The sequence below is a fragment of the Moorena sp. genome (genome assembly GCF_982860115.1).
Map to the genome: position 1 here is coordinate 11,083 of NZ_CEYLVT010000054.1, position 25,139 is coordinate 36,221.

General features: G+C 43.4%; 28 protein-coding genes and 1 pseudogene. 16 read left to right on the forward strand and 13 right to left on the reverse strand.

Features of this window, described 5'->3' with window-relative positions:
- A partial coding sequence (locus AC4II3_RS11835; protein ID WP_490722817.1) for a tetratricopeptide repeat protein occupies positions 1–1,080 on the reverse strand: 1,080 nt, incomplete at its 3' end.
- A 475-nt stretch (positions 1,081–1,555) separates the two neighbouring features.
- On the reverse strand, positions 1,556–1,771 hold the full coding sequence (locus AC4II3_RS11840) for a hypothetical protein (RefSeq protein WP_488016974.1): 216 nt from the start codon (positions 1,769–1,771) through the stop codon (positions 1,556–1,558).
- A gap of 346 nt (positions 1,772–2,117) precedes the next feature.
- Here AC4II3_RS11840 and AC4II3_RS11845 point away from each other — a divergent pair, with 346 nt between their 5' ends.
- On the forward strand, positions 2,118–3,209 hold the full coding sequence (locus AC4II3_RS11845; RefSeq protein WP_488016978.1) for an ISAs1 family transposase: 1,092 nt from the start codon (positions 2,118–2,120) through the stop codon (positions 3,207–3,209).
- 499 nt (positions 3,210–3,708) lie between these two features.
- Here AC4II3_RS11845 and AC4II3_RS11850 read toward each other — a convergent pair whose 3' ends face one another.
- Together AC4II3_RS11850 and AC4II3_RS11855 are read right to left on the reverse strand one after the other, a co-directional pair.
- The gene (locus AC4II3_RS11850) at positions 3,709–4,449 is read right to left on the reverse strand and encodes a calcium-binding protein (RefSeq protein ID WP_488016975.1); all 741 of its coding nucleotides are present in this window, start codon (positions 4,447–4,449) and stop codon (positions 3,709–3,711) included.
- A 69-nt stretch (positions 4,450–4,518) separates the two neighbouring features.
- Positions 4,519–4,668, reverse strand: coding sequence for a hypothetical protein (locus AC4II3_RS11855; RefSeq protein WP_488016976.1), 150 nt, complete (start codon positions 4,666–4,668; stop codon positions 4,519–4,521).
- A 568-nt stretch (positions 4,669–5,236) separates the two neighbouring features.
- Here AC4II3_RS11855 and metH point away from each other — a divergent pair.
- The 4 genes and pseudogenes from metH to AC4II3_RS11875 all read left to right on the forward strand — a co-directional run bounded on the left by metH (position 5,237) and on the right by AC4II3_RS11875 (position 10,561).
- Entirely contained in the window at positions 5,237–8,848 is a 3,612-nt protein-coding gene (gene metH, locus AC4II3_RS11860) for a methionine synthase (RefSeq protein WP_488010475.1), read from the forward strand.
- 299 nt (positions 8,849–9,147) lie between these two features.
- Entirely contained in the window at positions 9,148–9,651 is a 504-nt protein-coding gene (locus AC4II3_RS11865) for a hypothetical protein (protein ID WP_488010476.1), read from the forward strand.
- Between the two features lie 387 nt (positions 9,652–10,038).
- Positions 10,039–10,347 (forward strand): annotated as a pseudogene (locus AC4II3_RS11870) (BrnT family toxin).
- A gap of 4 nt (positions 10,348–10,351) precedes the next feature.
- Positions 10,352–10,561, forward strand: coding sequence for an antitoxin (locus AC4II3_RS11875; protein WP_488010477.1), 210 nt, complete (start codon positions 10,352–10,354; stop codon positions 10,559–10,561).
- Positions 10,562–10,606: 45 nt separating this feature from the next.
- Here the strand turns inward: AC4II3_RS11875 and cbiE are convergent, their stop codons facing one another.
- From cbiE to AC4II3_RS11890, 3 genes are read right to left on the reverse strand one after another with little or no spacing between them, the layout of a single operon-like run.
- A complete protein-coding gene (gene cbiE, locus AC4II3_RS11880) occupies positions 10,607–11,860 on the reverse strand; it encodes a precorrin-6y C5,15-methyltransferase (decarboxylating) subunit CbiE (RefSeq protein WP_488010478.1) in 1,254 nt (417 codons plus the stop codon).
- A gap of 10 nt (positions 11,861–11,870) precedes the next feature.
- Positions 11,871–12,497 (reverse strand): cobalt-precorrin-8X methylmutase, encoded by a 627-nt coding sequence (locus AC4II3_RS11885; RefSeq protein WP_488010479.1) that lies wholly within the window; start codon positions 12,495–12,497, stop codon positions 11,871–11,873.
- A 54-nt stretch (positions 12,498–12,551) separates the two neighbouring features.
- Positions 12,552–13,358 carry a DUF1868 domain-containing protein gene (locus tag AC4II3_RS11890; protein ID WP_488010480.1) on the reverse strand — a complete coding sequence of 269 codons (807 nt, stop codon included), beginning with the start codon at positions 13,356–13,358 and terminating at the stop codon, positions 12,552–12,554.
- Positions 13,359–13,382: 24 nt separating this feature from the next.
- Between AC4II3_RS11890 and holA the strand changes: the two genes are divergently transcribed.
- The 4 genes from holA to ureE all read left to right on the forward strand — a co-directional run bounded on the left by holA (position 13,383) and on the right by ureE (position 16,357).
- Positions 13,383–14,375 (forward strand): DNA polymerase III subunit delta, encoded by a 993-nt coding sequence (holA, locus tag AC4II3_RS11895; protein WP_488010481.1) that lies wholly within the window; start codon positions 13,383–13,385, stop codon positions 14,373–14,375.
- Positions 14,376–14,579: 204 nt separating this feature from the next.
- Positions 14,580–15,092 (forward strand): DUF4168 domain-containing protein, encoded by a 513-nt coding sequence (locus AC4II3_RS11900; RefSeq protein ID WP_488010482.1) that lies wholly within the window; start codon positions 14,580–14,582, stop codon positions 15,090–15,092.
- Between the two features lie 311 nt (positions 15,093–15,403).
- Positions 15,404–15,850: a DUF4168 domain-containing protein gene (locus AC4II3_RS11905; RefSeq protein ID WP_488010483.1), complete on the forward strand. Its 447-nt coding sequence runs from the start codon at positions 15,404–15,406 to the stop codon at positions 15,848–15,850.
- 75 nt (positions 15,851–15,925) lie between these two features.
- Positions 15,926–16,357 (forward strand): urease accessory protein UreE, encoded by a 432-nt coding sequence (gene ureE / locus AC4II3_RS11910; RefSeq protein WP_488010497.1) that lies wholly within the window; start codon positions 15,926–15,928, stop codon positions 16,355–16,357.
- A gap of 51 nt (positions 16,358–16,408) precedes the next feature.
- On the opposite strand, the gene AC4II3_RS11915 is transcribed toward ureE, so the two are convergent.
- Together AC4II3_RS11915 and AC4II3_RS11920 are read right to left on the reverse strand one after the other, a co-directional pair.
- Entirely contained in the window at positions 16,409–16,798 is a 390-nt protein-coding gene (locus AC4II3_RS11915) for an alr0857 family protein (protein WP_075899057.1), read from the reverse strand.
- The gene (locus tag AC4II3_RS11920; RefSeq protein ID WP_488010484.1) at positions 16,770–17,348 is read right to left on the reverse strand and encodes an HNH endonuclease; all 579 of its coding nucleotides are present in this window, start codon (positions 17,346–17,348) and stop codon (positions 16,770–16,772) included. The genes AC4II3_RS11915 and AC4II3_RS11920 overlap by 29 nt, the downstream gene beginning before the upstream one ends.
- A 413-nt stretch (positions 17,349–17,761) precedes the next feature.
- Here AC4II3_RS11920 and AC4II3_RS11925 point away from each other — a divergent pair, with 413 nt between their 5' ends.
- Entirely contained in the window at positions 17,762–18,103 is a 342-nt protein-coding gene (locus AC4II3_RS11925) for a ribbon-helix-helix domain-containing protein (protein WP_070392417.1), read from the forward strand.
- A 106-nt stretch (positions 18,104–18,209) separates the two neighbouring features.
- Here the strand turns inward: AC4II3_RS11925 and AC4II3_RS11930 are convergent, their stop codons facing one another.
- Entirely contained in the window at positions 18,210–19,649 is a 1,440-nt protein-coding gene (locus tag AC4II3_RS11930; protein WP_488010485.1) for an S-layer homology domain-containing protein, read from the reverse strand.
- A 457-nt stretch (positions 19,650–20,106) separates the two neighbouring features.
- Between AC4II3_RS11930 and AC4II3_RS11935 the strand changes: the two genes are divergently transcribed.
- The gene (locus AC4II3_RS11935; protein WP_488010486.1) at positions 20,107–20,592 is read left to right on the forward strand and encodes a Nif11-like leader peptide family natural product precursor; all 486 of its coding nucleotides are present in this window, start codon (positions 20,107–20,109) and stop codon (positions 20,590–20,592) included.
- A gap of 279 nt (positions 20,593–20,871) precedes the next feature.
- Positions 20,872–22,128 carry a nif11-class peptide radical SAM maturase 3 gene (locus tag AC4II3_RS11940; RefSeq protein ID WP_488010488.1) on the forward strand — a complete coding sequence of 419 codons (1,257 nt, stop codon included), beginning with the start codon at positions 20,872–20,874 and terminating at the stop codon, positions 22,126–22,128.
- Here the strand turns inward: AC4II3_RS11940 and AC4II3_RS11945 are convergent.
- The gene (locus AC4II3_RS11945) at positions 22,101–22,232 is read right to left on the reverse strand and encodes a hypothetical protein (protein WP_488010489.1); all 132 of its coding nucleotides are present in this window, start codon (positions 22,230–22,232) and stop codon (positions 22,101–22,103) included. The genes AC4II3_RS11940 and AC4II3_RS11945 overlap by 28 nt on opposite strands.
- 108 nt (positions 22,233–22,340) lie before the next feature.
- Between AC4II3_RS11945 and AC4II3_RS11950 the strand changes: the two genes are divergently transcribed.
- From AC4II3_RS11950 to AC4II3_RS11965, 4 genes are all read left to right on the forward strand, one after another.
- Positions 22,341–22,559 carry a hypothetical protein gene (locus tag AC4II3_RS11950; protein WP_488010490.1) on the forward strand — a complete coding sequence of 73 codons (219 nt, stop codon included), beginning with the start codon at positions 22,341–22,343 and terminating at the stop codon, positions 22,557–22,559.
- 15 nt (positions 22,560–22,574) lie between these two features.
- Positions 22,575–22,736, forward strand: coding sequence for a hypothetical protein (locus AC4II3_RS11955; RefSeq protein ID WP_488010491.1), 162 nt, complete (start codon positions 22,575–22,577; stop codon positions 22,734–22,736).
- 239 nt (positions 22,737–22,975) lie between these two features.
- Positions 22,976–23,278 (forward strand): hypothetical protein, encoded by a 303-nt coding sequence (locus AC4II3_RS11960; protein WP_488010492.1) that lies wholly within the window; start codon positions 22,976–22,978, stop codon positions 23,276–23,278.
- A 319-nt stretch (positions 23,279–23,597) separates the two neighbouring features.
- Positions 23,598–24,236, forward strand: coding sequence for a 2OG-Fe(II) oxygenase family protein (locus AC4II3_RS11965; protein ID WP_488010493.1), 639 nt, complete (start codon positions 23,598–23,600; stop codon positions 24,234–24,236).
- A 200-nt stretch (positions 24,237–24,436) separates the two neighbouring features.
- Here the strand turns inward: AC4II3_RS11965 and AC4II3_RS11970 are convergent, their stop codons facing one another.
- The gene (locus AC4II3_RS11970; protein ID WP_488010494.1) at positions 24,437–24,697 is read right to left on the reverse strand and encodes a type II toxin-antitoxin system Phd/YefM family antitoxin; all 261 of its coding nucleotides are present in this window, start codon (positions 24,695–24,697) and stop codon (positions 24,437–24,439) included.
- Positions 24,698–24,766: 69 nt separating this feature from the next.
- Positions 24,767–25,015 (reverse strand): DUF433 domain-containing protein, encoded by a 249-nt coding sequence (locus AC4II3_RS11975; protein ID WP_488010495.1) that lies wholly within the window; start codon positions 25,013–25,015, stop codon positions 24,767–24,769.
- Between the last annotated feature and the right edge of the window lie 124 nt (positions 25,016–25,139).

A 25,139-nucleotide genomic window follows, 5' to 3' on the forward strand; every position in this document is an offset into this window, starting at 1 on the left:
GGTGTAAACGGACAAAGCTAGTTGGTATGCTTCAATGGCAAGTTCTAGATTCTCAGCCCTGTCGCTACGGATTCCTTCACGGTAGGCATTACCCAGATTGTTTTGAGTCATTGCCCACTCTTCGGGGAAGTCTTGTTTGGTGTAAACGGACAAAGCTAATTGGTATGCTTCAATGGCAAGTTCTTGATTCTCAGCCTTGTTGTCGCGGATTCTGTCACAGTAGGCACCGCCTAGGTTGTTTTGAGTTGATGCCCACTGGATGGGGAAGTCTTGTTTGGTGCGAACGGACAAAGCTAGTTGGTATGCGGCAATAGCAAGTTCTAGATTCTCAGCCCGGTCGTGACGGATTCTTTTACTGTAGGCATTCCCCAGGTTGTTTTGAGTTGATGCCCACTGGATGGGGAAGTCTTGTTTGGTGCGAACGGACAAAGCTAGTTGGTATGCGGCAATAGCAAGTTCTAGATTCTCAGCCCGGTCGTGACGGATTCTGTTACTGTAGACATTCCCCAGGTTGTTTTGAATCGCTGCCCAACTTTCCCGGTTACCCTCACAAGTAAAGACGTTTAGCGCCTCTTCGTAACCAGCAATGGCGATTTCCATGTTATTGGCTTTATTACCAAGACGAAAATTGCTGATCAGGTAGCTGAAATTCCAGATAGTATTAGCGATGTATTCTGCTGTTTCTGATTGCGCTTCTGATAATTTAGCACTTGTCCAGTTTTGCAGGATATCGATAAAGTTATCATCGAGTTTGTCTAAGTTTGCTTGCAGGAGTGGGTAGACGACTTTCGGGTCGCCATTGCTGTTGTGAGTTGCTTCCAATACTTCCTCTAAGAATTGCAAATAGTCTTGGAATGAGGGATTAGCATAGAAAAGCTTACTCCTGAGACTGAGTAAAAAGTCAGCGCTATTTTGGTGGCAATTTGCTGCTAGTTGTTCTGCTACTTGTGCCATTATATGCGATAAATATGCATCCACTAACTCGCGGTTGGTCTCAATAATTTGGACTTCTTCACCCCTGGAACAATTTAGCAGTTGGTTGATCAGGTTGACGTATGCTTGTAATCTTTGTTCGTCCATTTTTATTTACCCCTACTCCCTACTTCCTGCTCCTAGTCAGTAGTTCACCGAATTAATAATTTCTCTAACTATAGCGCTTTCTAGAAAGAATGAAGGTAAGCTTTCAGCTGACCGCTGACCGCTGACTGCTGACTGCTGATAGCTCAAATAAATAGCAATAAAAAAAATTCGGTCAAGTTCTGGTTAACCCCAAGTCTTGACCGAATTCTAAAGTGTAAACAAAAATGAGTACACTTTAGGTCAACTCAATGAAATCAATTCTGATGACTACAAACATTCCACCAGAGTTAGTCAGCAATTGCTCGAAAGCAACCACATTTTAACCTCCGATTTATGCTAATCCATACTACTTCATCCCGCTTCATAAAACAACGTTTAATCTTGATAGTGGCCAGGGCGCAAAAGCCCTGTCTTGATGCAGTCGCTCATGGGGGAAACCCCCAAGACCGCGCTGCATCGCTGGCAAATTCCTATCCTAGTCTAAGTAAAAATATCCGACCAAAGTGGTCATCACCTCACCAGGCTTTTCGGTGGGCTCGGGAGTGCTCCACTCGTAGGGATATGCATACTTAAGGGAATACAGAGCATTAATTGTATCGCGAACCTGTTTAGGAGTTCCGATTAACAATAGCTTGGATTTCTTAGGTTGGCTACCTTGCTTGTCCGGGGTGGGGGGAATGTTTTCAGTCATCAGAATCTTTTCTCTTAAGTGTTCACATTATTAATATATAAATAAATTAACTAATTGTCAATAAATTTAGGAATTTTTTTTTATTACGAAATATGGGTAACATTAGAGTGTATAAAGTGTGGATATTGTGGGCATAAGTAATAGGAAATAGTATGAAAAAAAGCTGATGACTTTATCGTGTTGTTATCATCAGCTTTTGGTTTAGAGCGTTTCTAGGATTTATGAGGTCAAAGTCCCCCTTGATAAGGCAGGGCTGTTTCATTGTCAGCTAGATCTACTTAAAAAATGGCGTTCGCCTCATTGTAAAATGATAGCGAACGCCGATTTTTATCAAATGATTTTAGATATGAACAGTCTAGTTAAAAAACTCAAACAAGTCAAGGACTTTCGCAGTAACCGAGGAAGAAGGCATCCCTTATGGTTAGTATTATTGATCATAATTTTAGCAACAATGCAGGGATATTTAGGCTATAGAGCCATTGGTGATTTTGCGAAAACACATCAACATTTACTTGTTAAAAAATTTAATATTGCCTCTAAAAAAGTTCCATCTTATTCAACAATTAGACGAGTATTAATGGGAGTAAATTGGTCAAATCTTCAGGAAATATTTAATCAATGGTCTAGTAGTCTTGTTGAGACTAATGAGTTGAGAGATTGGATTTGTATTGATGGTAAAACTTTGAAAAGCACTGTCACTAATTATAACAACTCTTATCAAAATTTTGTTTCACTAGTTTCTTTGTATAGCCAAAATACTGGACTAGTTTTAGGAATGAATCGGTTCGAGAACAAAAAAAGTTCAGAAATTTCGCAAGTCAATGAGCTGGTAAGGGATTCCTCGTTTACAAATAAAGTTTTCACTCTAGATGCTCTGCACTGTCAAAAGAAAACTACTCAATCAATAGTTGAATCTGGAAACCATTATATCGTCTGTGTTAAAAAGAATCAAAAAAAGTTATATGAAACTTTACAATTTGTTGCTAATACTCATAAACCTCTTAGCACAAGTTTACAGAAAGAGCGCAGTCATGGTCGAAGAGTAGAGCGTCAAGTTTCAGTATTTAATACTATAGATTCTCTCAACACTAGCTGGTGTGGGATTAAATCTTTAGTCCGAGTTGAAAGACGAGGAAAAAGAGGTAATAAAGAGTATCATCAAGTGGCTTACTATATTAGTAGCTTGAAAGAAAAAGCGGAAACTTTTTTACAGAAAATTAGAGGACATTGGTTGATAGAGAATCAGCTCCATTGGATTAAAGATGTGATTTTAAAAGAAGATGATTCTCCCATCGATAACTTCCAAGCTCGTACTAATTTATCTATTCTCCAAACCATTGCTCTGAATCTTTTTAGATTTTTAGGTTTTTTATCAATTACAGAAGGCCAAAGATGGCTGAGTGGCAGGTGGTCTAGGCTTTTGCTTTTGTTAGAATGAAACAGCCCTGCCTTGATAAGGGGGATTTAGGGGGATCCCTTTCTAGGATTTATCAAGTCAAAGTCCCCCTTGATAAGGGGGATTTAGGGGGATCCCTTTGTACCTCATGCCATAGAGAATTGCTAGATTTGGTTTATATTGTTAACAATAAGCGTCAGCATTAGTCTAATGCTGATAGCTTAGTGAATTCGAGTTATTATTGGTAATAAAAAAAACAGCTTCCTATCTTTGACGACAACAAAAGACAGAAAGCTGAAATAGCGATAGAATTTTTAGTTAAGAAACAAAGGAACAGGAAACAGGAGAAAATTGAGGGTATCTAAGGATGGGATGAATGCGATTGGCTTAGGTTAGGTTACGGGATTGACCTAGGCCACGTTACGCGATTGACCATAGGTCACGCTAAGCGATCGCATTTCTTACTTGAGGCGATCCCATCCTTCGATACCCCATTACCACTCAAAATCTCCTCACACTTTCCACACTCTCTTTTGGGGAATTAAGAAATAGTCGTAATTGCCCGACCAATATTAATTTGCAGGCCATCTAAGGATTCTTGGCTTTGGATAATACCAATTAGTTGCTCAGAACCGTTACCATCAAAACCGTCAGCATCGAAGAAGATTCCTAGACCAGAATCGCCATTAAGAAGCTCAACATCTTCTAATGTATACTGTATGGCTCCTGTGAGCTGGATCACATCTTTACCGGGTTCAAAGTCAGTAATCAAAGCGTAGCTTGGAGGGGGTTCTGTGGGAGGGGGCTGAATGATGAATCGAACTTGACTATCATCATAATAAACTGTGAAGGGATCTCCGAGAACGAAGGTATCTTTGCCTACACCACCAGTGAGGGTATCCCTCTCCAACTGACCAGGTTGTTCGTCAAAGATATCCACACCAACTAAAGTATCATCGCCACTGCCACCGTTGAGGGTATCTTTGCCAAAGCTACCCATTAAGTTATCGTTGCCACTCCCCCCAAACAGTCTGTCATTGCCAGTATCACCATCAAGAGTATCATCGCCTTGCTCCCCAAGCAACAAATCATCACCTCCGCCACCGTTGAGGGAATCGTTATCTCTTCCCCCAAAGAGAAAGTCCCAATCATCCCCTCCATTTAGGGTATCATCACCTCTGTCACCGAAGAGTACGTCTTTGCCATCAAAACCATTGATCTCATCGTTAAACCGAGTACCAACGAGAAAATTATTCCCCTTATCACCGTTGATAACTGCCATGTTAATTTCTCCTTGTTTTTTTCCCAATAGGGAATCAAGTCTTATATTCTTATTACAAACGATTTATCTCTAGTTGTATGGCCACATTGGCTTAAATTGATCGTCTAGGCTAAATGGGTTAATCAGGGAATAGGGAATAGGGAATAGGGAATAGGGAACAGGGAGTAGGGAGTAGGGAATAGGGAATAGGGAACAGGGAACACATCGGGTGCATCTCATATTTGTAAAAAAGTTGCGTAGGGTGTGTTAGGGGGGCCTCATTTTCCGCTCAAGCGCCAGGGTTTAGACAGCCCGCCCCGTAACGCACCACCTTGTCAAACAACTTTTAGGAGATGCACCCAAAACATCCTATGTACCTCATAAGTATTAGAACTGCTATAGTACTGATTTGGATAGTTTTAGAGTTGGTATACTTTGAAAGTATACTAATAACTAATTAAGTTTATATTGTTTATGTTAATCACTATTATTGAGTATAGTTTATCATGATCAATAAATATGATTTAAGTTTAATAGTTTAAAAAATAAGCTTTTTTAGCTTGAAAATATTATTTAGCTTAGCCTGAATTTATTAAAGTAATTTAAAATTTAATACTAATAAAAAATAACTAATTATAGTCTCGTTTAAACCTAATTTTGTCTAATCTTTAAATTATACCAAAAAGAAAATAAAATAATTTTGGCGATTTTTGATAAACTAATTATAAGAGCCGAGATAAATGAATAAAATTCCGTAAACTGTCAACGGTTAACACACCACTGAAGTCAATAAATAGCAACTGAATCTATGAATAGCCCTTTTCTCAATCACCTCCATAGCCCAAAGCGCCCGGTTATCGTATTTGATGGGGCAACTGGAACCTCTCTCCAAACCCAAAACCTTACCGCTGAAGACTTTGGTGGACCTGAGTACGAGGGATGTAATGAGTACCTTGTCCATACTAAACCAGAAGCAGTGGAAAAGGTGCATCGGGGCTTCCTGGAGGTGGGAGCAGATGTGATTGAAACGGATACCTTTGGCGGTACCTCGATTGTACTGGCAGAATATGATCTAGCTGACCAAGCCTATTACCTAAATAAAGCTGCTGCGGAACTAGCGAAACGCATGGCAGCGGAATACTCAACTCCAGAAAAACCTAGGTTTGTGGCAGGGTCCATGGGTCCTGGTACTAAACTCCCTACCCTGGGACATATTGATTTTGATACCTTGAAGAACGCCTATGTGGAACAAGCCTTAGGGTTGTATGATGGCGGTTCTGATTTGCTGATCGTTGAAACCTGTCAGGATGTGCTGCAAATTAAGGCAGCCCTGAATGCCATAGAAGAGGTATTTGAAAAAAAAGGGGCAAGACTGCCACTGATGGTATCGATCACTATGGAAGTGATGGGTACTATGCTGGTGGGGTCAGAAATTAATGCGGCGCTAACGATTCTAGAGCCCTACCCCATTGATATCCTTGGTCTTAACTGTGCCACTGGGCCAGAGCAAATGAAGGAACATATCAAATACTTGTCTGAGTGTTCCCCATTTGTGGTTTCTTGTATCCCTAATGCTGGATTACCGGAAAATGTCGGAGGGCATGCTCACTACAGGCTTACTCCCATGGAACTGCGGATGGCACTGATGCATTTTGTAGAGGATTTGGGAGTACAAGTTATTGGTGGCTGTTGCGGTACTAGGCCAGCTCATATTGAACAGTTAGCGGAGCTTTCCAAAACCCTGACCCCCAAGGAACGGCATCCTAAGCATGAACCGTCAGCAGCATCGATTTACAGTTCCCAGCCTTATGAGCAAGATAATTCTTTCCTAATTGTTGGTGAACGGCTCAATGCTAGTGGTTCTAAAAAGTGCCGCACCATGCTCAACGCAGAAGATTGGGATGGATTGGTATCTTTGGCTAAATCCCAAATTAGGGAAGGGGCTAACGTCCTAGATGTTAACGTGGACTATGTGGGACGGGATGGAGTTCGGGATATGAACGAATTGGCCTCCCGTTTAGTCACAAATTCCACTTTACCCCTGATGCTCGACTCCACGGAATGGGAAAAGATGGAGGCTGGCTTAAAGGTGGTTGGGGGTAAGTCTATCCTGAACTCGACTAACTACGAAGATGGGGAACCTAGGTTCTATAAGGTACTGGAGTTAGCTAAAATCTATGGCGCGGGAGTGGTAATTGGTACTATCGATGAAGATGGTATGGCCCGGACAGCGGATAAGAAGTTTGAAATTGCTAAACGTGCTTATAACGATGCGATCGCATATGGTATCCCGGCTCATGAACTCTTCTTTGATACGCTAGCGTTACCAATTTCCACAGGGATTGAGGAAGACCGGGAAAACGGCAAAGGGACAATCGAATCCATTCGTCGGATTCGGGAAGAATTGCCTGGGTGTCATGTTATCCTAGGGGTTTCTAATATTTCCTTCGGACTAAACCCAGCAGCTCGAATTGTGCTTAATTCCATGTTCTTGCACGAAGCAATGCAAGCAGGGATGGATGCAGCCATTGTTAGTGCTAGTAAGATTTTACCCTTAGCCAAGATTGAGCCAGAGCATCAAGAGGTTTGTCGAAAACTGATTTATGATCAGCGAGAGTTTGATGGGGATGTGTGTACCTATGACCCCTTGGCGGAGCTGACTACCCTGTTTGAAGGCAAAACTACAAAACGCGATCGCTCTCAAGATGAAAACCTATCGGTAGAAGAGCGGCTCAAGCGTCATATTATTGATGGGGAACGGATTGGTTTAGAAGAACAACTGGAGAAAGCCCGAGAAAAATATCCTCCCCTGGAGATTATCAATACCTTTTTGCTCGACGGTATGAAAGTGGTAGGGGAACTATTTGGTTCTGGGCAAATGCAGCTGCCGTTTGTATTACAATCTGCTCAAACCATGAAGGCAGCAGTGGCTTATTTAGAGCCATATATGGAAAAATCCGAAGCAGGTAAGAATGCTAAAGGTACCTTCATAATTGCTACGGTGAAAGGAGATGTTCACGATATTGGCAAGAATTTAGTGGATATCATCTTGTCCAACAATGGCTACGAAGTGATTAACTTGGGGATTAAACAGCCAGTGGACAATATTATTGATGCTTATGAAAAGCACAATGCTGACTGTATTGCCATGAGTGGACTACTGGTGAAGTCTACCGCCTTTATGAAGGATAATCTGGCAACCTTTAATGAGCGGGGAATTACGGTACCAGTTATTCTAGGGGGTGCTGCCCTAACACCAAAATTTGTCCATAAGGACTGTCAGAATACCTACAACGGTCAGGTGGTTTATGGTAAAGATGCCTTTTCTGACCTCCATTTCATGGATAAGTTAATGCCAGCAAAATCAGCTGGTAACTGGGATGATATGAAAGGCTTTATCGATGAGCTAGAGAATGGTGTAGCCGTTGACACCTTACCCATTGACAAGTTGCAACAGAATGGTTCAGCGGTTGACAAGTTGCAGGAGAATGGTTCAAAAGACAACGCTCAACCAGCAACTCCCGTTTCAACTCCCCCAGATACTAATCGTTCAGAAGGGGTAACCTTGGATATTGAGCGTCCAACACCGCCATTCTGGGGAACCAAGATACTCCAGCCAGAAGATATTTCCTTCGAGGAAGTCTTGTGGTATCTCGATTTGCAGGCGTTGATTGCTGGACAATGGCAGTTTCGGAAGCCAAAGGACCAGTCGAGGGAAGAGTATAATCAGTTTTTGAAGGAAAAAGTTGACCCAATTCTGGGGAAATGGAAGGAAAAAACTCTTGCTGAGAACTTGTTACATCCCCAGGTGGTGTATGGATATTTTCCCTGTTTAGCTGAGGGGAATTCCTTGATAATTTATGATGCCCAAGGGATGAATTCTGAAGGCGCTAAAGACTCGAAAGAATTGCAAGAGGTGGCACGATTTGAGTTTCCTCGGCAACGGTCTGGTCGGCGTTTGTGTATTGCGGATTTCTTTTTACCGAAGGAGTTGGCAGAAGCAGGTCAATTCGATGTGTTCCCAATGCAGGCGGTAACTGTAGGGGATATTGCCACAGAGTACGCTAAGGAATTATTTGATGGTGATCAATATACCGATTATTTGTATTACCACGGATTGGCGGTACAAATGGCTGAAGCCTTGGCGGAGTGGAGTCATGCTCGGATTCGTCGGGAGTTAGGGTTCGCAGATCAAGAACCCGATAGCATTCGGGATGTGTTGGCTCAGCGCTATCAAGGTTCACGGTATAGTTTTGGCTATCCCGCTTGTCCAAATCTCGAGGATCAGTACAAGCAGTTGGATTTGTTGGAATGCGATCGCATTAAGTTATACATGGATGAGAGTGAGCAGTTGTATCCAGAGCAATCTACGACAGCAATTGTAGCTTATCACCCAATCGCTAGATATTTTACTGCTTGATTGGTTAGGTTTTTGATAGTGGATTAAGCTAGCAAGATTTCAGTTCATTAATACTGGAATCTTGCACCCTTGTTATTAATCTTAGGGTGGGCAGTGTTGATTAAGGTGCAAAGCCCAGCTTGGTGAATTTGTATCAACTAATGTCCACCCTACATGATCTAGGAAAAACTGGTAACATTCTCGGAACAATGTCCACCCATTTAATATTTACTCCCAATAGTATATAATGATTAATTAGGCAAAACTAAAAAACGAAAAAGTCATCGAACGTCGATGATCATAACCTTTGGTAACGTGGGATGAGTGGTCAAGATAAAAGTCATAGGATACAGATAATTGTCGCTGTAATTGGCCTGGTTGGTGTACTGGGGGCAGCTGTGATCGCGAATTGGCATAATTTGTTTCCTAAGGAGAGTATCAAGTCTCAAAAGTTTGGCCCAGAAACAGTAAATTGTACTGGCAGTGGCCAAGTATGCAGTAACCGCTTCGCAATAGATGTAACAACGCGCGGTGTCTTAAAAGTCAAGTATGACGTCCCCCCTACTCATTGCAGCCCAATTAAAATCCATTTCTACCTTGACGGTAACCGTGTTCGTTCTACAGGTACCCTTGGGTGGAGGGGCGCATCTGGCCAGTTCAGTAGCCTTCCCTTGACCTCAGGTACAATTGATCTTGGTCCTGTTTCCTCAGGAAATCATTCCGTTAGTTTAGAGGCAGAAGGGGAAGCTGTGGGTTGTAATCGTGGGCAGCTCAATTCTTGGTTAGGGAATGTACAGGTCTGGACATCAGTTTTGGATAAGTAGTTCCGTAGGGTGCGTTAGGGGAGCCCTGATTTTATCGGTAGCCAGAGTTGGGACAGTCCGCCCCGTAACGCACCACTGTTGGATCAAAGAATAAAAATGAGATCCACCCGAAAGTGCTAACCCTTTAATCTTTTGTGTGGGTTGATTGCCTATTGCTATCAGCTGCGATATTGTATAGCATTTGTAATAGAAAATCCCTCGAAGTCAATCCCATCAAAGTTATTAGATTGCGTTGCCGTAGCGTGACTTTTCAGGCAAAGACCGACGCTGTGCGAACCGTCAATCGTTTAAGGGCGACCGGGCAAGCATCGCCATCAAGTAGCTTGGGTTTAGGCTGGCGTTACCCTACCATTACCATACTAAACCATTATGTCTTAAAATATAAACATGAATCAATTAGTTTTTGAGTGGGATAACGAAAAGAATCGAATCAATTCTCCGTAGGAGACGCTACGCGAACAAAAAAAGCATGGTGTTTCATTTGAAGAAGCAAAATCGGTTTTTTATGATGAGAATGCAATCCAGTTTTGGGACGAAGATCATTCTGAGATAGAAGACCGATTTTTACTGCTAGGCATAAGCTCGAAAATGCGAATCTTACTGATTATTCATTGTTACCGAGAGCAGGAATCAGTAATCAGAATCATTTCAGCTCGCAAAGCCACTAAAAACGAAAGTCAATACTATCGAGGATAAAACCATGAAACCAGAATATGACCTTGCCAATATGAAAAGCCGCCCGAATCCTTATGCCAAGAAATTGAAGCAACCAGTAACTTTGCCTTTGAGGATTGATGTAATAGAATATTTTGAAGCCAAGGCGCAAGAAAAAGGAATTTCTTACCAAGAATTAATCAATTTATACCTTCAAGATTGTGTTGTCAGTAAACGAGAACTATCCTTTGAGTAGTGGGACTTAAACCAGGGTAAGCGTAAGCAATCAGCACTCTCAAAATCAGCACTTCCAAGCCGTCACAATAGTGATCGGATTGAGAGGATTAAACCGAGTTAGCTTACCCACAGGTACCGACTTCGATAACTGCACCTGTAACCATTGATAATGCCAACGTTTAGACTCAAACCAACTATAAGCTGTATTAATACGCTCAACTGTTGCTAACGCTAACACTAAAATACCATCGAGGTCTAAGCGAGTATCACAGTAATCCAGAATTGAATGCAAATTACCACCACTACCGCCAATAAAAATCCGATTTGGTGTTGGTAAATCTTTCAAAACATCCGGTGCTGAACCATTAATTGAGGTAACATTAGTAATGCCTAAACGTTGACAATTTTGCTCAATCAAAGCACTACCCATGGCTGTTTTTTCAATAGCAAACACCTGAGATGTTTTCGATAAACGAGCAATTTCAATGGAAACCGAACCTGTTCCTGCACCAATATCCCAAACCGTTTGCCCTGGTTTGAGGGCTAACTCTCCTAGTAACAGCAGCCTGATTTCTCGCTTGGTCATTAAACCAGGGCGATCGCTAAAACTAGTAAATGTCTGATCTGGTAATCCCAGTATCGGTAACGACTCTGGAGCCAGGGATTGGTCAACGGACTCAGGGTGACGTAGTAATACCACCACATTCAGAGGCGCAAAGGTCTGGTTCAATACTGCTTCTACACCAAGACATTGCACCCGTTCATCCATACCTCCCAAATTTTCACATACCCAGAACTGGTAGCTACTGGGTAAATCTAGCGCTAGCAATAATTTAGCGATCGCTTCAGGTGTATTTGTCCCATCCGTCAGCACTGCAATCTTGTCAACTCCCTGCTTCAAGGCTGGGATTAGTTGTTCGAGAGAACGGCCATGAGCACTGATTACCTTAGCATCTTGCCAAGGCACCTTAATCCGACTGAAGGCCAACTGAATCGCACTGACATGGGGATGAAACCTCAGCCTTGAGGGGGGAAGTTGGCTTAGGAGCAATCGTCCTAAGCCAAAAAACAATGGATCACCACTGACCAACACTACGATTAGGGTATCGTGATCCGCACCATCAAGCTGCTTACGAATTAATTCAATAGCGTCGGTAAAATTACCCAATACCAGTTGTGACCCTTGGTGGTTGGGAAAATACCCTAAATGGCGCTGACTTCCAACCAATAGCGTCGCTCGTTCCACTAGCTCCTTGACTTGATCAGTTAAGCTAGCTGCTCCGTCTAAACCAATGCCCACTACGTTGATCGAGGTCATGGTTTTGCTGCTATCTCCGGGATTCATTACTTTCCCAAGCCAATACCATTAATCCATTCAAAATAGCTGCAGCCACTGGAGACCCTCCTTTAGCTCCTTCAACCCGAATCTGAGGGATGGATATCTTGGCCAAAGCAGCTTTCGACTCCACCACTGAAACAAACCCAACGGTTGCGCCAATGACCAAAGCCGGTTTGACCTGAGAGTGGGACAACTGCTCACATAAAGCCAACAATGCCGTAGGGGCATTACCAATCACAAAAATAGCCCCCGGAAACTGCTCAAAACATCGGATTAAACCAGTTTCCGTGCGCGTCTTTCCCGGCAGAGCGACTGGTGCCTCCTCTACTGCTGCGATCAGGGGATTACCAAAGGTTTTTGCCACCATACCGGCTATCCCCTGTTTGACCATTCCTACATCTGTAACAATTGGTATTCCCTGCTGCAGTGCAGAGATACCAGATGCGATCGCATTTTCACTAAACCGAAGCAGTTGGGTAAATTCAAAATCCGCCGTACTATGGATTACCCTGCGCACAATCGCATACTCAGCTCGATTAAACTGATGCTCCCCAATCTGTTGGTCAATAATGGCAAAACTTTGCTCCATAATCGGATGCATGGACAATGCTTTCATCTCAATCCCCAAGCCATACTCTGCTCCTACTTAAACACTCTGCTCCTTAAGCACTCAAAACTCCAAAACTGGCCATTCCGGTTCCCGCAAGAAGCGCATCATATCGTCAAACTTCCTTAATTGAGCCTGCCGAATCGATAGTACACTCCCTTCCGCTTCTAAGGCTTGGCCACTTAGCTCGAATAGGATATTGCTAATGCGATCGCTATCCAACTCTTTGGGAATATCTCCGAAATATCCGAGAGTGATGTGAGCCGTAAAATGGTATTGCTGTTCAATACCTAGAGCCATTAAATCAGAATTTTGATAAATACACCGACGCAGCTGGGAAATGCGATTGTATGCCTGTTCATCCTGGGGTGCTAGACATACACCAATCGCCCTGGGCATCACCATTAATCCCAACAGCTGCCAGCTAATAGGATTACCACCATTTGCTAAAGAGGTTTCCTGGCTGATACTGACAGACTTGTCAAAACTTGCCTGTATCGACTTAAGCAGTTGAGTTTCAAACTCTGGATTTTCAGCCGTGGCATCTCGGTAGGCATTTTCCCAAATCAAGTCAGCCAAGGTTAAATGAAAACTATCCGGGGGTATCGGTACCATTAAACCCGGGTCTAGTTGCTGGAGAAGCTCTTTTTGGAGCTGCTGCATGTTATTATAGAAGGCTGAATTATTTGTCTCTTCCTCCCAAGGTGGTGTGATTACAGTGTAACCAGGAAAAGGGGCAGCATCTCTGCTGCCATTAGGGAGACGTTTAAACTTGGGTGACTCTTGGATATTGAGTAACTGCGATTGATAGGTTGCGGTTAGGGTCAGCCGTGTGACCCGATTTAGATAACTTTGATATGTATCGTCCAATTTTGCCCCCTTACGTGTTCTGATATGGGAATTTACCTCTATTGGGGAAAGGATGACTTTGCCATGGCTCAAGCCCTCGACAAGCTCCGTCAATCCCTAGTTGACCCCAACTGGGCTAGTTTTAACTATGACAAAATTTCCCCAGACCAACCAGATGCCGTAATTCAAGCCTTGAATCAAGTAATGACTCCTCCGTTTGGCATCGGTGGACGTCTAGTGTGGTTAGTTGATACAACCCTGTGCCAGCAATGTTCGGACAATTTACTGGCAGAATTAGAGCGTACTATACCAGTCATTCCTAAACACTCCGTTTTGTTACTAACTACCCCCCATCGACCCGATCCACGACTCAAGTCCACGAAATTACTGCAACAGTACGCCGAGATTCGGGAGTTTGCTCTGATTCCCCCCTGGAAGACCCAGCAGCTGCTCAATCGGGTCAAGTCGTACTCCGTTGAATTTGGAGTCAAACTAACCAATAGTGCGGCTGAACTCTTAGCCGAATCCGTTAGCAATGACACCCGACAGTTATTCAACGAACTGGAAAAATTACGACTCTACGCGCTGTATGACAGCCAACCGTTACAAGAAAGTACCGTTGCCACCCTGGTAGTGGCTAATACTCAAAATACCTTGCAACTGGCAGAGGCGATTCGGGCAGGGGATGGGGCAAAAGCCTTAGAGTTGTTAGCTGCCTTGATCAACCACAATGAACCTCCTTTAAAGATTGTCGCTACCTTAATTACTCAGTTTCGTACCTGGTTGTGGGTGAAGTTGCTGGTCAGTGAGGGGGAAACCGATCCAAATGCGATCGCTAACACCATCAATATCAATAACCCCAAACGAGTTTACTTCCTCAAACAAGACGTAGAGTTCCTTTCCCCCAAGCAACTCATCTCCACTCTGCGGGTGTTGCTGGAGTTAGACCTCAACCTCAAAACTGGAGCAGACCCCCTTTCAACATTACAAACTAAGGTTATACAACTTTGTGAAATCTGTAACAGTTCAAGAGTTTAGACCCGTCAGTGGGTTCACCCAGGCTAGCTAAAACGATTGAAGGTTAAATTTTTTTTATACTGATGCTTCGTATTTATCCTGTATGCACTTCCCAATCCCCAGAAGCTCTTGCCTGATGAGGAACTTATCCCCCATAAATTAATTCACATTAAACTAGCCCTTAGTGGTTTTGGTTATTGTTTATTTTGCTTTTAATTGATCATCATGCTCACTGCTAACTCTCTAAAACTTAGCTTGACACAACTTTTCTCCCAATCTCTCCTTGTGGGAGGACTTACTGCTATTAGTTTGCTATCTGGATTTATCCCTGAGCTTTCTGAAGACTCTTATACCCTTATTATTACAACTTCAGCCTATGCTCAAGATGTCACCTCTGAGATTAGTCCTAATGACGTCACTCAATATGCTGAAGTTCTATTACAAATAGAGCCTATTCGCGCATCTGCCTATGAAAAAATCACTACAATCCTAGGAGAGCAACCAGAAATTTTCTGCGATGACTCCCAGAGCATCGATAAGCTCCCCTCGACCGCCCAAGAGATTGCTAAAGATTACTGCCAACAGTCAGAGGGAATTGTTTCTAAGTATTTTCCCGAAGGAGGAAATAAACGCTTCAACGAAATTACTATTGAGATGCAAGATAATCAAAATTTACGGGAACAGATTCAAAGTGAATTAGTGCGTATTCAACAAGCAAAATTTGATGCTAGCTTTTAGCTAGATATAGCTCTAAGAATCAGCAACTTATTCCCTTGAACCATAACTTCAACCATACTTCAACCATAATTAAATGTTTTTGGTGAAAGCGTAAGGCTTTCAACGTTCCTCTTGGGCAAGCAGTAAGACGAGTTGCACACCTGGAAATTACCAATCAAGTTTACACCTATAGTGGTATAGTGACCATGAAAACAACCATAATAGCTAGCCACTAGTAATAGTAAAAAATAGGCTAATCCAGCTTTCGGCAAAGCCGACGCTGCGCGAACAGGCTAGCGAGTCGAGGTCGCTTATATCCCAGAAAACGACTAATGACCAAATTTATCTATCCCTTGGGATGGCTTGCCGGAATGATAGTGGTTTTGGTTGGATGTTCTTCCAGTCCAGACCCTGACCCCACGGCAGCTATCCCCACAGTAGCTTCAGATACAGTCAAGAGTCAGGAATTGAAGAATTACGCCAAAGCTGTTCTGGCGATCGATCAATATCGTCAAGGTGTCTACGAGGATATTCAGGAATTAACCAAAGACAAGGACAAGATAGTTCCCGAGATTAACTGCACCCAAGTAAAAACCATAGCAGCTCTACGTCGAAATATCCGAGATCTGGCTGTAAACTACTGTAAGCGCTCGAAAACCATTGCTGAAAGTCATGACTTGACCATATCTCGATTTAATTCAATTACCGTTAGCACTCAATCTGATCAGAAGTTACAACGGCGAATCCACAATGAACTAGTTCGCTTACAACAAAATTGACAAGATGTCAAGGTTAAATTGGGAATTTAGCAATTGTTCATTGAGCAATTGTTAATTCCCAATCGTGAATTGCCCATGCTCACCTTTACGAAACGCCTTAGAGCTAATCAGAATACTAAAGTCGGTTTTACCCTCTCCTTGACAGCCGAGGAACGTACCCGAACTCGCCACCGCTTTGAAACAGCGGATGGTGAAAATTTGTATTTGCGCTTGCCTAGGGGCAGTGTCTTGCAGGATGGGGATTTACTGGAAGCGGAAGAGACAAAGGTGATGATCCGAATTGCTGCTAAACCAGAACCGGTACTCACTGTCACTTCCCAAAAACCGGTGAATTTGCTGCGAGCTGCTTATCATTTGGGTAATCGCCATGTCCCTTTAGAAGTAACGGCTAGCTATTTAAGGTTATCTCCTGACCCGGTTTTGCAAGGGATGTTAGAGCAGTTGGGGGTAGAGGTACACCAGGAAGTGGTACCGTTTCAACCAGAAATCGGTGCCTATGGACATTGAGAAGGTTTAAGAGAACTCTTAAAAAGAGGCACACTTCAGTGTGCCCCTTTATCAATCCTTCGGAACAGAAGCCCGATGGTTAGCCTCTTGCCACAGCTGATAGAGAAAAAACTCAACAGCATAGTTCATTGCTGTTACAAAAATTCCCTCTTCATCCTCTGGATCTGAGGTTAGCCAGGTGCCTTGTAGGCTTACTTCAACATATTCCGCATCACAAATCGATAATGCGATCGCATCGGTTTTGTCTTGCCGCACAAACACCTCTAATTGCCTGAGGTGGGGCAAGTCAGCTGGTAGCAAAAATGACGCAGTGCTGGGTTCGATATAGAAACTTGCACCCGCACGGAGCGAGACAAGGGTTCGTGTTGTTACCCATTCTTCTAGGGATTGAGCCAAACGCTCTAGATAAAAGCTATTTTCGGTATAAATCAGTTTCAGCATTACCTGTAACCTCCTCCTCTAACCGATTGATTTGCTGTTGACGCCAAAACTGTTCCGCAAAAGCAACAGCTGGATGCATGGGTGCTTTGGGCTGCCTGGGTAATTTCATTCCCGCTTGGTGGGGAGTGCGGTTGCCTTTAAGGCTGTTACAACCTTCACATGCCGTAACGACGTTGTCCCAACTGTGTTTCCCGCCTTTTGACCGAGGTATGACATGGTCGAGAGTTAGCTTTTTGGTGCTGCCACAGTATTGGCACCGATGCTTGTCCCGTCTTAAGACCTCCCGCCGATTTACTGGAGGAACTCGCCAAGTTGGTTCGGTTTCGGTAAGTATCAAGCGGATATGGGTTGGTACCAAGATCACTACACTAGGGGAACGGACTTTGTAGCCCTTACCACCAAAGAAATCGATTGGTTCAGCTTTGCCGGTAACCAACAGAGCAATTGCTCGTTTGATATTGACTCGATTAATAGGTAAGTAGTTTTTGGAAAAAACCACTACCGATTGCCTCAATACCTCAGTTGTGCTTGTCACGGATTGACTCCTCATAAACCAAACCCCCGCTTCTGTTTGTCAGGAGCGGGGGCGTTTAAGATTTTTTAGGGTAGGCTGATTGCTATGTCAGTAGTGCTAGCGTTCGCCTATACCTCCCGCTGTGTGTATTTAGTTTCAGATTTATCTCTGGCCGACAATTGACTGGTTGTGAATCATGCCTTCTATACTCGACTGTTCCCTGTGCCATCGAGTCATATTTACCCCTAAACAAAAGCTCCACCCATATTGCCCCGAATCCAGAACTGCCTAAGCAGTTAATATCTGAGCACTTGGTGGAGGAGGTTAAATGATGACTCATAGAAGATGAAATGTTTGAAGGCGAAATTTGTGAAAAACGATTTTCAAGCCGCTTTTTAAATACTACACTTGTATTACGGGAATGTCCAGATATTTGGAGGAAAAAATTAATGCCTACACTCACCCGTCAAAACTCAACCACTGATATGGAAGTTACCAGCATCCGTCTGGATCGACAGTTGAAAGATAAACTCAAAGAACTCTCTGGCTCTCAGGGCTATCAAGCTCTGATTCGAGATATTCTCTGGAACTATGTCCAGCACAAGTCCGGTGATTATCGACCTCAATTTTGTAAGTCTGATATCAGAGCCACCATTCAAGCGATCGCTGAGCGCAAAGAGCGTTGTGTACTAACTGGCAAGTATATAGAACCCCAAGAGCCCATGTTATTAGGACTTACGATCAACGGAGAGATGCTTCCCCTCAGTATCGGTAGTCTGTCCGACTGTTAACCGTTTGTGTCAATACAATGGAAGAGACATGCGATGGGCTTTGCCGCGCCAAAGGCGATCGCATGTCTCTTCTCAATGCTTAACTAGGGATACTCTTGTAGGTTAGTTACCGAGTTGGAACTTTTAAGGGTGGCACTTGCGGAAGCTCAAGTTTTGGTGCTTCTAGAACTGCTGGGGCTTCTGGTGTTGCTGGGATTTCTTCAGTGTCCATAGCTTCTGGGGTTTTTTCAGTGTCCATAGCTTCTGGGGTTTCTGGCATTTCTGGCATTTCTCGCGTTTTAGTAGCAACTTGGAGATATAAATCAGAACCCAGTGTTAGTGGTAAGTCATTTTCCGGATTAATGATTATAGGATTTTGCTGCTCCGGTTGTTGATTAGAATCACCACCAGTTAAGACACCAGTCAAAATATTAACCGCAGCACCTTCTAATGTTTGTTTTTCAGTATCATCCGGCTTAGCATCAGTAACCAGTTTCGAGGTGGCATTGATGGTGTTATAGGATAATTCACCAATTTTAAGTTTTTGAGCCACAAACTGAGTACCAAGAAACTCAGAACCACTATACCGAGGTACTAATTGACCCTCAATCTCGCTGTCTTTTGGAATTAAGACTATTCCTTGATCATTTTTGATGTCCTCAGCCACTAACAGCGTCATATCAATAGTTTCACCACGCTCTACAGCCACCTTGTCTGATACTGTGTAGGCTACATCAATCACTGTGCCTTTGGAAACTTGATATTCCTTAGTTTCAAAGGAGTCATCCTTACTAGTCATTGACTCAGTGGACTCAGTGGAATCAGTTCCCTGAGTTTTTTCAGTTTCCTCCATCAGGCTCTCGTCACCCACAGGTTTAGTCTCTTGCGTCAGCTGAGCAATATATTGAGAGGCTGGATGTTGACTAGACAGAGGAGCTAATACCTGTTGATTCACCAAAGCTTGATGAATAAAGGCTGCCACTTCAGCACGGGTAGCAGGTTGACCAAAATCGAGATAGGTTACATCGGGGTAGTTAACCACCATAGCCTTTTCGGTAGCAGCGGCAACGCTAACTTTGGCATAGTCAGGGATTCGGGATAGGTCTTCATAGGAAGAGAGGGTGTTCTTTACTGAACTGCTAGAGTATAAACCCAAACCATTGGTTAATGACACCAATACTTGTCCCCGAGAAAGTGGCGAAGATGGACGTAGTTGGCTATTGGATTTATCCTGCTCAGTTAGGTTACGACTTGCCCAATACTCAGCCGCTTCACGATCAAATGTTTTGGGCAAGGCTAAATTATTTTCGCTGAACGCTTGGCTCACCATCCCAGAGAACTGAGCGTAAGTAACAGCTTGATCAGGTTTAAAGGTGCCATTGGCATATCCATTTACCAGGTTTTCTGCTGCCAACCCTTCAATGAACGGTTTTGCCCAATGACCTTGAATATCAATAAAGCTAGTTTGGTTTGGTCCCGCAATTACCATCGGCGCAGTCACACCAGTCACTATTCCCAATAGCAACATAGCAGTGCTTGTGGCATTCCAAGTAGACGCACTAGACATAGAACACAACTCTCCTGATTAGATAACTCTTCCAGATAGCTCAACTCCTTGGTTATTAGAGTTGAGAGCCTCCCAAACACCATCCCCAGACGCACAGGTGAAGTGAAAGTTCCCAGGTTTTAAAAAAAAGATCGCTATAGCTAGCCGAGTCAGATCAAGTCAGATCAAGTCCGGTTAATCAGTTACAAAAGGGAATCGGGAATCGGGAATCGGGAATCGGGAATCGGGTAAGCTATCAGCTTAAGCGCTACGCGCACGCTGCGCGAACAGCTATCAGCTTAAGCGCTACGCGCACGCTGCGCGAACAGCTATCAGCGTCGAAGTCTGTGCCAAGCTGTTCGGGTAGGGAAAAAATCCTGTGTCTTTTATTAAGAAGATTTGTAACTTTAGCCAGATTGGCGAGACAACGTTATGCTATAGGGTTTCTATTTATAGTAGAAACGGTTGGATAAAGTTTATGTTTTTAGAAAGTGTAATCCTTTTCTTTAAGCGCTTAGCTGCTGATAAAAATTTCCGTAGCCAGCTTGAAGATGCTGCAAATCCAGAAGACTACCAAACTATGGTGCGAGATGCTGGCTACGATTTCACACCAGAAGACTTGGAAACTACCACAGCTAAAATTCTTGATGAAAATAAGCTTAGAGATTTAGACGATAATTTCAAGAATCTCACTGAAGAAGACCTAGAAGTACTTGTTGGTGGCGTGTTTAGAGGCTACTGTGGTTGGCCATGGCGACCTATACATCCCATCCGTCCACCCATACAAAAGCCACCTATACAAAAGCCACCGATTGAGATTCAGCCCCTCTATGGAGCAGTGATATCGCCACCGATCGAGGTTGGACCGAAACCTCCTCAAGCGATCGCATTGTATGGGGTTTCCCTACCTCCTGATCAAATTGGTTACATTTCAAAAGACGCGAACATAGACAATATTTCATAGTCTACGGAGTCCGGAGTCGGGAGTCGGGAATCGGGAATCGGAACCCACCCCTAACCCCTCCCAGGAGGGGATCGGGAATCGGGAATCGGGTGTCGGGGTAAGAACATTGATTGAATGTACCTCGTCAGTATGATAAACGCTATAAAAATGTTTCCTATCTCCCTATCTCCCCATCTCCCCATCTCCCTGTTCCCTGTTCCCTGTTCCCTGTTCCCTGTTCCCTGTTCCCTTTTACCATCAATCCTATTTTTATATCTGATTTAAAAACCCTATATAGTTATGACTTATCGCCGAATTAGTTATGCGGTTTGGGAAATTACTCTTAAATGCAACCTAGCTTGTCAGCACTGTGGTTCTCGTGCTGGTCATACACGAGCAAAAGAACTGTCTACAGAGGAAGCTCTCGATCTGGTCAGACAGATGGCCGAAGTTGGAATTACAGAAGTCACCTTAATTGGGGGTGAAGCCTTTTTACGTCCGGACTGGCTAGAGATTGCCAAAGCTATTACCGACGCAGGAATGGTTTGTGGTATGACCACTGGTGGCTTTGGGATTAGTTTAGAGACAGCCCGCCGGATGAAAGAGGCTGGAATTCGGGTAGTTTCCGTTTCTGTGGATGGTTTAGAAGCAACCCACGACCGCCTCAGGGGGAGAAAGGGGTCTTGGCAATGGGCATTTAAGACCATGAGCCATCTCAAAGAAGCCGGTATTCCTTTCGGTTGCAATACCCAAATCAATCGCCTCAGCGCACCAGAATTTCCCCAGATTTACCAGCTGCTTCGGGATGCAGGAATCTTTGCCTGGCAGATTCAGTTAACTGTACCCATGGGAAATGCTGCTGACAATTATGACATTCTGCTCCAACCCTATGAACTGCTGGATGTATATCCCATGATTGCTCGTGTGGTTGAGCGGGCTTATAGCGAAGGGGTGAAAGTACAGGCCGGAAATAATATAGGCTATTACGGTCCCTACGAGCGACTACTGCGAGGGCGAGGAGAGAGCAATCCCTGGACATTTTGGCAGGGATGCCAAGCTGGACTCTCTACCTTGGGCATTGAAGCCGATGGTGCGATCAAAGGTTGCCCGTCCTTACCAACTTCAGCTTACACCGGAGGTAATATCCGAGACCACTCCCTCAGGACAATCATTGAAGAAACCGAAGAATTGCGGTTTAACCTAGGAGCCGATACTCCCAAAGGGACATCCCATCTGTGGGGCTTCTGCAAGACTTGCGAATTTGCTGAACTATGTCGCGGTGGTTGCTCTTGGACCGCTCATGTATTCTTTGACCGTAGAGGAAATAATCCTTACTGTCACCATCGGGCCTTAACCCAAGCATCTCAAGGAATTCGAGAGCGAGTTGTGCCTAAAGTAAAAGCCCAAGGACTTCCCTTTGATAACGGTGAATTTGAAATTATTGAAGAGCCAATAAACACCCCTTGGCCAAACAATGACCCCCTTCACTTTAGTGCTGATCGCATTCAGTGGTCAGAACATTGGCAAGATCAAAAAGAATTAGTGGCATCTTTATAGGTTTTAGGGAGCAGGGAATCGGGAGTCGGGAGTCGGGAGTCGGGAGTCGGGAGTCGGGAAGAAAATTTATAGCGTTTATTGCATGTATGAGGTATATTAATCAACCTCAAAGTCCCCCTTTTTAAGGGGGATTTAGGGGGATCCCTTTGTACCTTATGGGAAAGAGAATTGCTATAAATGTACTTCACGCTTACTAGGAAACCCCTATAGACTTGGCCGCAGTTGTCGAGAACGTCTCAATTTCACTGAGCTCTTACACCAGGAAAAAACAACTTAATATCAGCAGTGATAACAATCATTTTCAGTACTTAAAGAATCAAATAGTATTACTACTGCCTACTCCCTACTCCCTACTCCCTACTCCCTACTCCCTACTCCCTACTCCCTACTCCCTATTCCCTGTTTATATCAATTGTTTACATTTAAATTAAAAATTATATACAACTATGCAAGATAAAAATAACTCATTGGAACCATCCCTTGATAACTCTCAGACTCCAGAAGAATCTCTTCCAACCTTGTTACCTCGAACAGCCTGGACTAGTAATTTAGCCTATTGGAGAGTTCTTTTAAAAGCTAAGATTGCTTTAGACAAAATTGAGAAATAAGCAGTCAATAAAGGGAACAGGGAACAGGGAACAGGGAACACATAAAATAGCTTTATAGTATTTATCAAATAGGTGAAGTACCGATTCCCGATTCCCGATTCCCGACTCCCGACTCCCGACTCCCGATTCCCGATTCCCGATTCCCGACTCCCGATTCCCTAAAATTAAAAAACTGTGTACTTCACCCAATTTACAACCGCTATAGTATCAGATTTGTCCACTTAACCTTACATTGCAACATGGTTAAAATCTACGAACTGGATCCTCCCAGTGATGATCAATCCTTAGAGTCTGTGAGCAATTTAGCTCACGAAAAAACTAAAGACATAAAGGGGGGAAATAAATTTATCAATGACCTACCCTTCGATTGGCGAATTATACGAGAAGGACCTCCTCCAATCGATGACTGGATCCATATCTTGCGGGAAGGACCACCGCCACCCCACGACTGTATCATTCTGCGGGAAGGACCACCACCACCACCATTTCTCGAAGAGATCCAAAGTCCAAAACATGGTTTTCATCCAGGTCATCGTTTATAACCAGGACTGGTGAAGTATAGCGCTACGCCCAAGGCAATAGGCAATAGGCAATAGGCAATAGGCAACAGCCCAGTAGGGTGCGTTATTTAAGGCATCCTACTGCTAATTAAATATAGCGTTTCTTATAGCTATGAGGTGCGCTTTCCGTTGGTGAATTTAATTTGCCACAGGTCGCACCTGAGGTACACAGGATTTTTTACCTATTACCTATTACCTATTACCTATTACCTATTCCCTACTCCCTGTTCCCTGTTCCCTGTTCCCTGTTCCCTGTTCCCTGTTCCCTGTTCCCTGTTCCCTTTTATATATAATTACTATAATGAATAAATCTCCAGAAGCTCCCCGTAAAATTACTAATCAAGCGCCAGTTTTATTTATTCCTAATGTCTTAGATAGAGAATTTTGCCAAACCCTAATTAATGTTTGGGAAACTGAAGGCAATCAAGAGTCCTATTCAATGATTGAGCATAAAGGAGAATTGACTCCCATTCAGGACGATGATTATAAAAGACGCAGAGACCATTTTCTTCAAGAAGGGGAAACCCATCAACGTTTAAGATATTTCATCCGTCAACAAGTTCGCCCTGCCATCAAGAAAGCGTTTCATTTTGAAATTACTCGATTTGAGAGTTTTCGGATTGGTTGCTATGATGCTAATACTGGCGGATATTTTCGACCCCATCGGGATGATGCTACCGAAGGAACTGCCTACCGTCGCTTTGCTATGACTATTAACTTGAATGTGGAAGACTATGAAGGGGGCTGTTTAAGATTTCCAGAATACGGATTAGATTTATATCAGCCGGAAACAGGCAGTGCTTTAATTTTTTCCTGTTCCCTGCTTCACGAGGTTACAGATGTTATTAAAGGACAACGGTTTGCTCTGCTGTCATTTTTTCATGGTGAACATGAGGCTCAGTTGGTTGAGGAGTACAATCGCCGCGTAATGGTTAGTTAGAGGATCATACAGCGGTTTGCAATTGGGTGAGGTACAAATTATTGGGTTTTAGGGAACAGGGAACAGGGAACAGGGAACAGATAAGAGGGAACAGGAAAAAAATCCTGTCTACCTTATAGTTATGAAAAACGCTGAAAGCTGTTCGCGTAGCGTGCGCGTAGCGCTTAAGCTGATAGCTGATAGCTGATAGCTTACAACCATCAATCAATGTCTCCCAAGACTTCATCGAGGGAGTAGGTTTCATTATTGGTTATTTGTTCAAGGGATCTTTGTAGGCTTTCCCTCATTCCAGGGATTGAAAGTAATTCTAAGGTTTCTTGTAAGCTTTCATAGTTTTTTCTAGAAATTAAAACCGCAGAGCCATTAGAAATCTCTATTTCATAAACTTTGTTTTCTTCTGTGACTAATTCAACTAAGTTAATTAAATCGTTTTGGGCAGCAGTAACCGTCAGTTTTTCCATTTTGTCGATTTACTATTTTTGTTATTGTAGCAGTTTTCAATTCGGTATATAAGGAATATATTCGTATGATTATGCTGCACTTCCACTGAAAGGCCGAACTTGCTCACTAGCCAAAAATGCTGCATAGAGAAGACTAGCTTTAATATCTTCTGCTTCTAGATAGGGATAAGCTTCAATAATTTCCTTGACATCCATACCGTCGGCTACCAAACTCAGTACTAGAGATACTGTAATCCTCATGCCTCGAATACAAGCACGTCCTCCCATTATTTGGGGATCAAAGGTAATGCGTTCAAATACCAATTTATTATCTGTCATAGTTAACACCTTGTATTTTTATTAACTATATAGTAATTTCCCAAAGGGAACAGGGAACAGGGAACAGAGAAGAGGCAAGAGGCAAGAGGCAAGAGGCAAGAGGCAAGAGGCAAGAGGCAAGAGG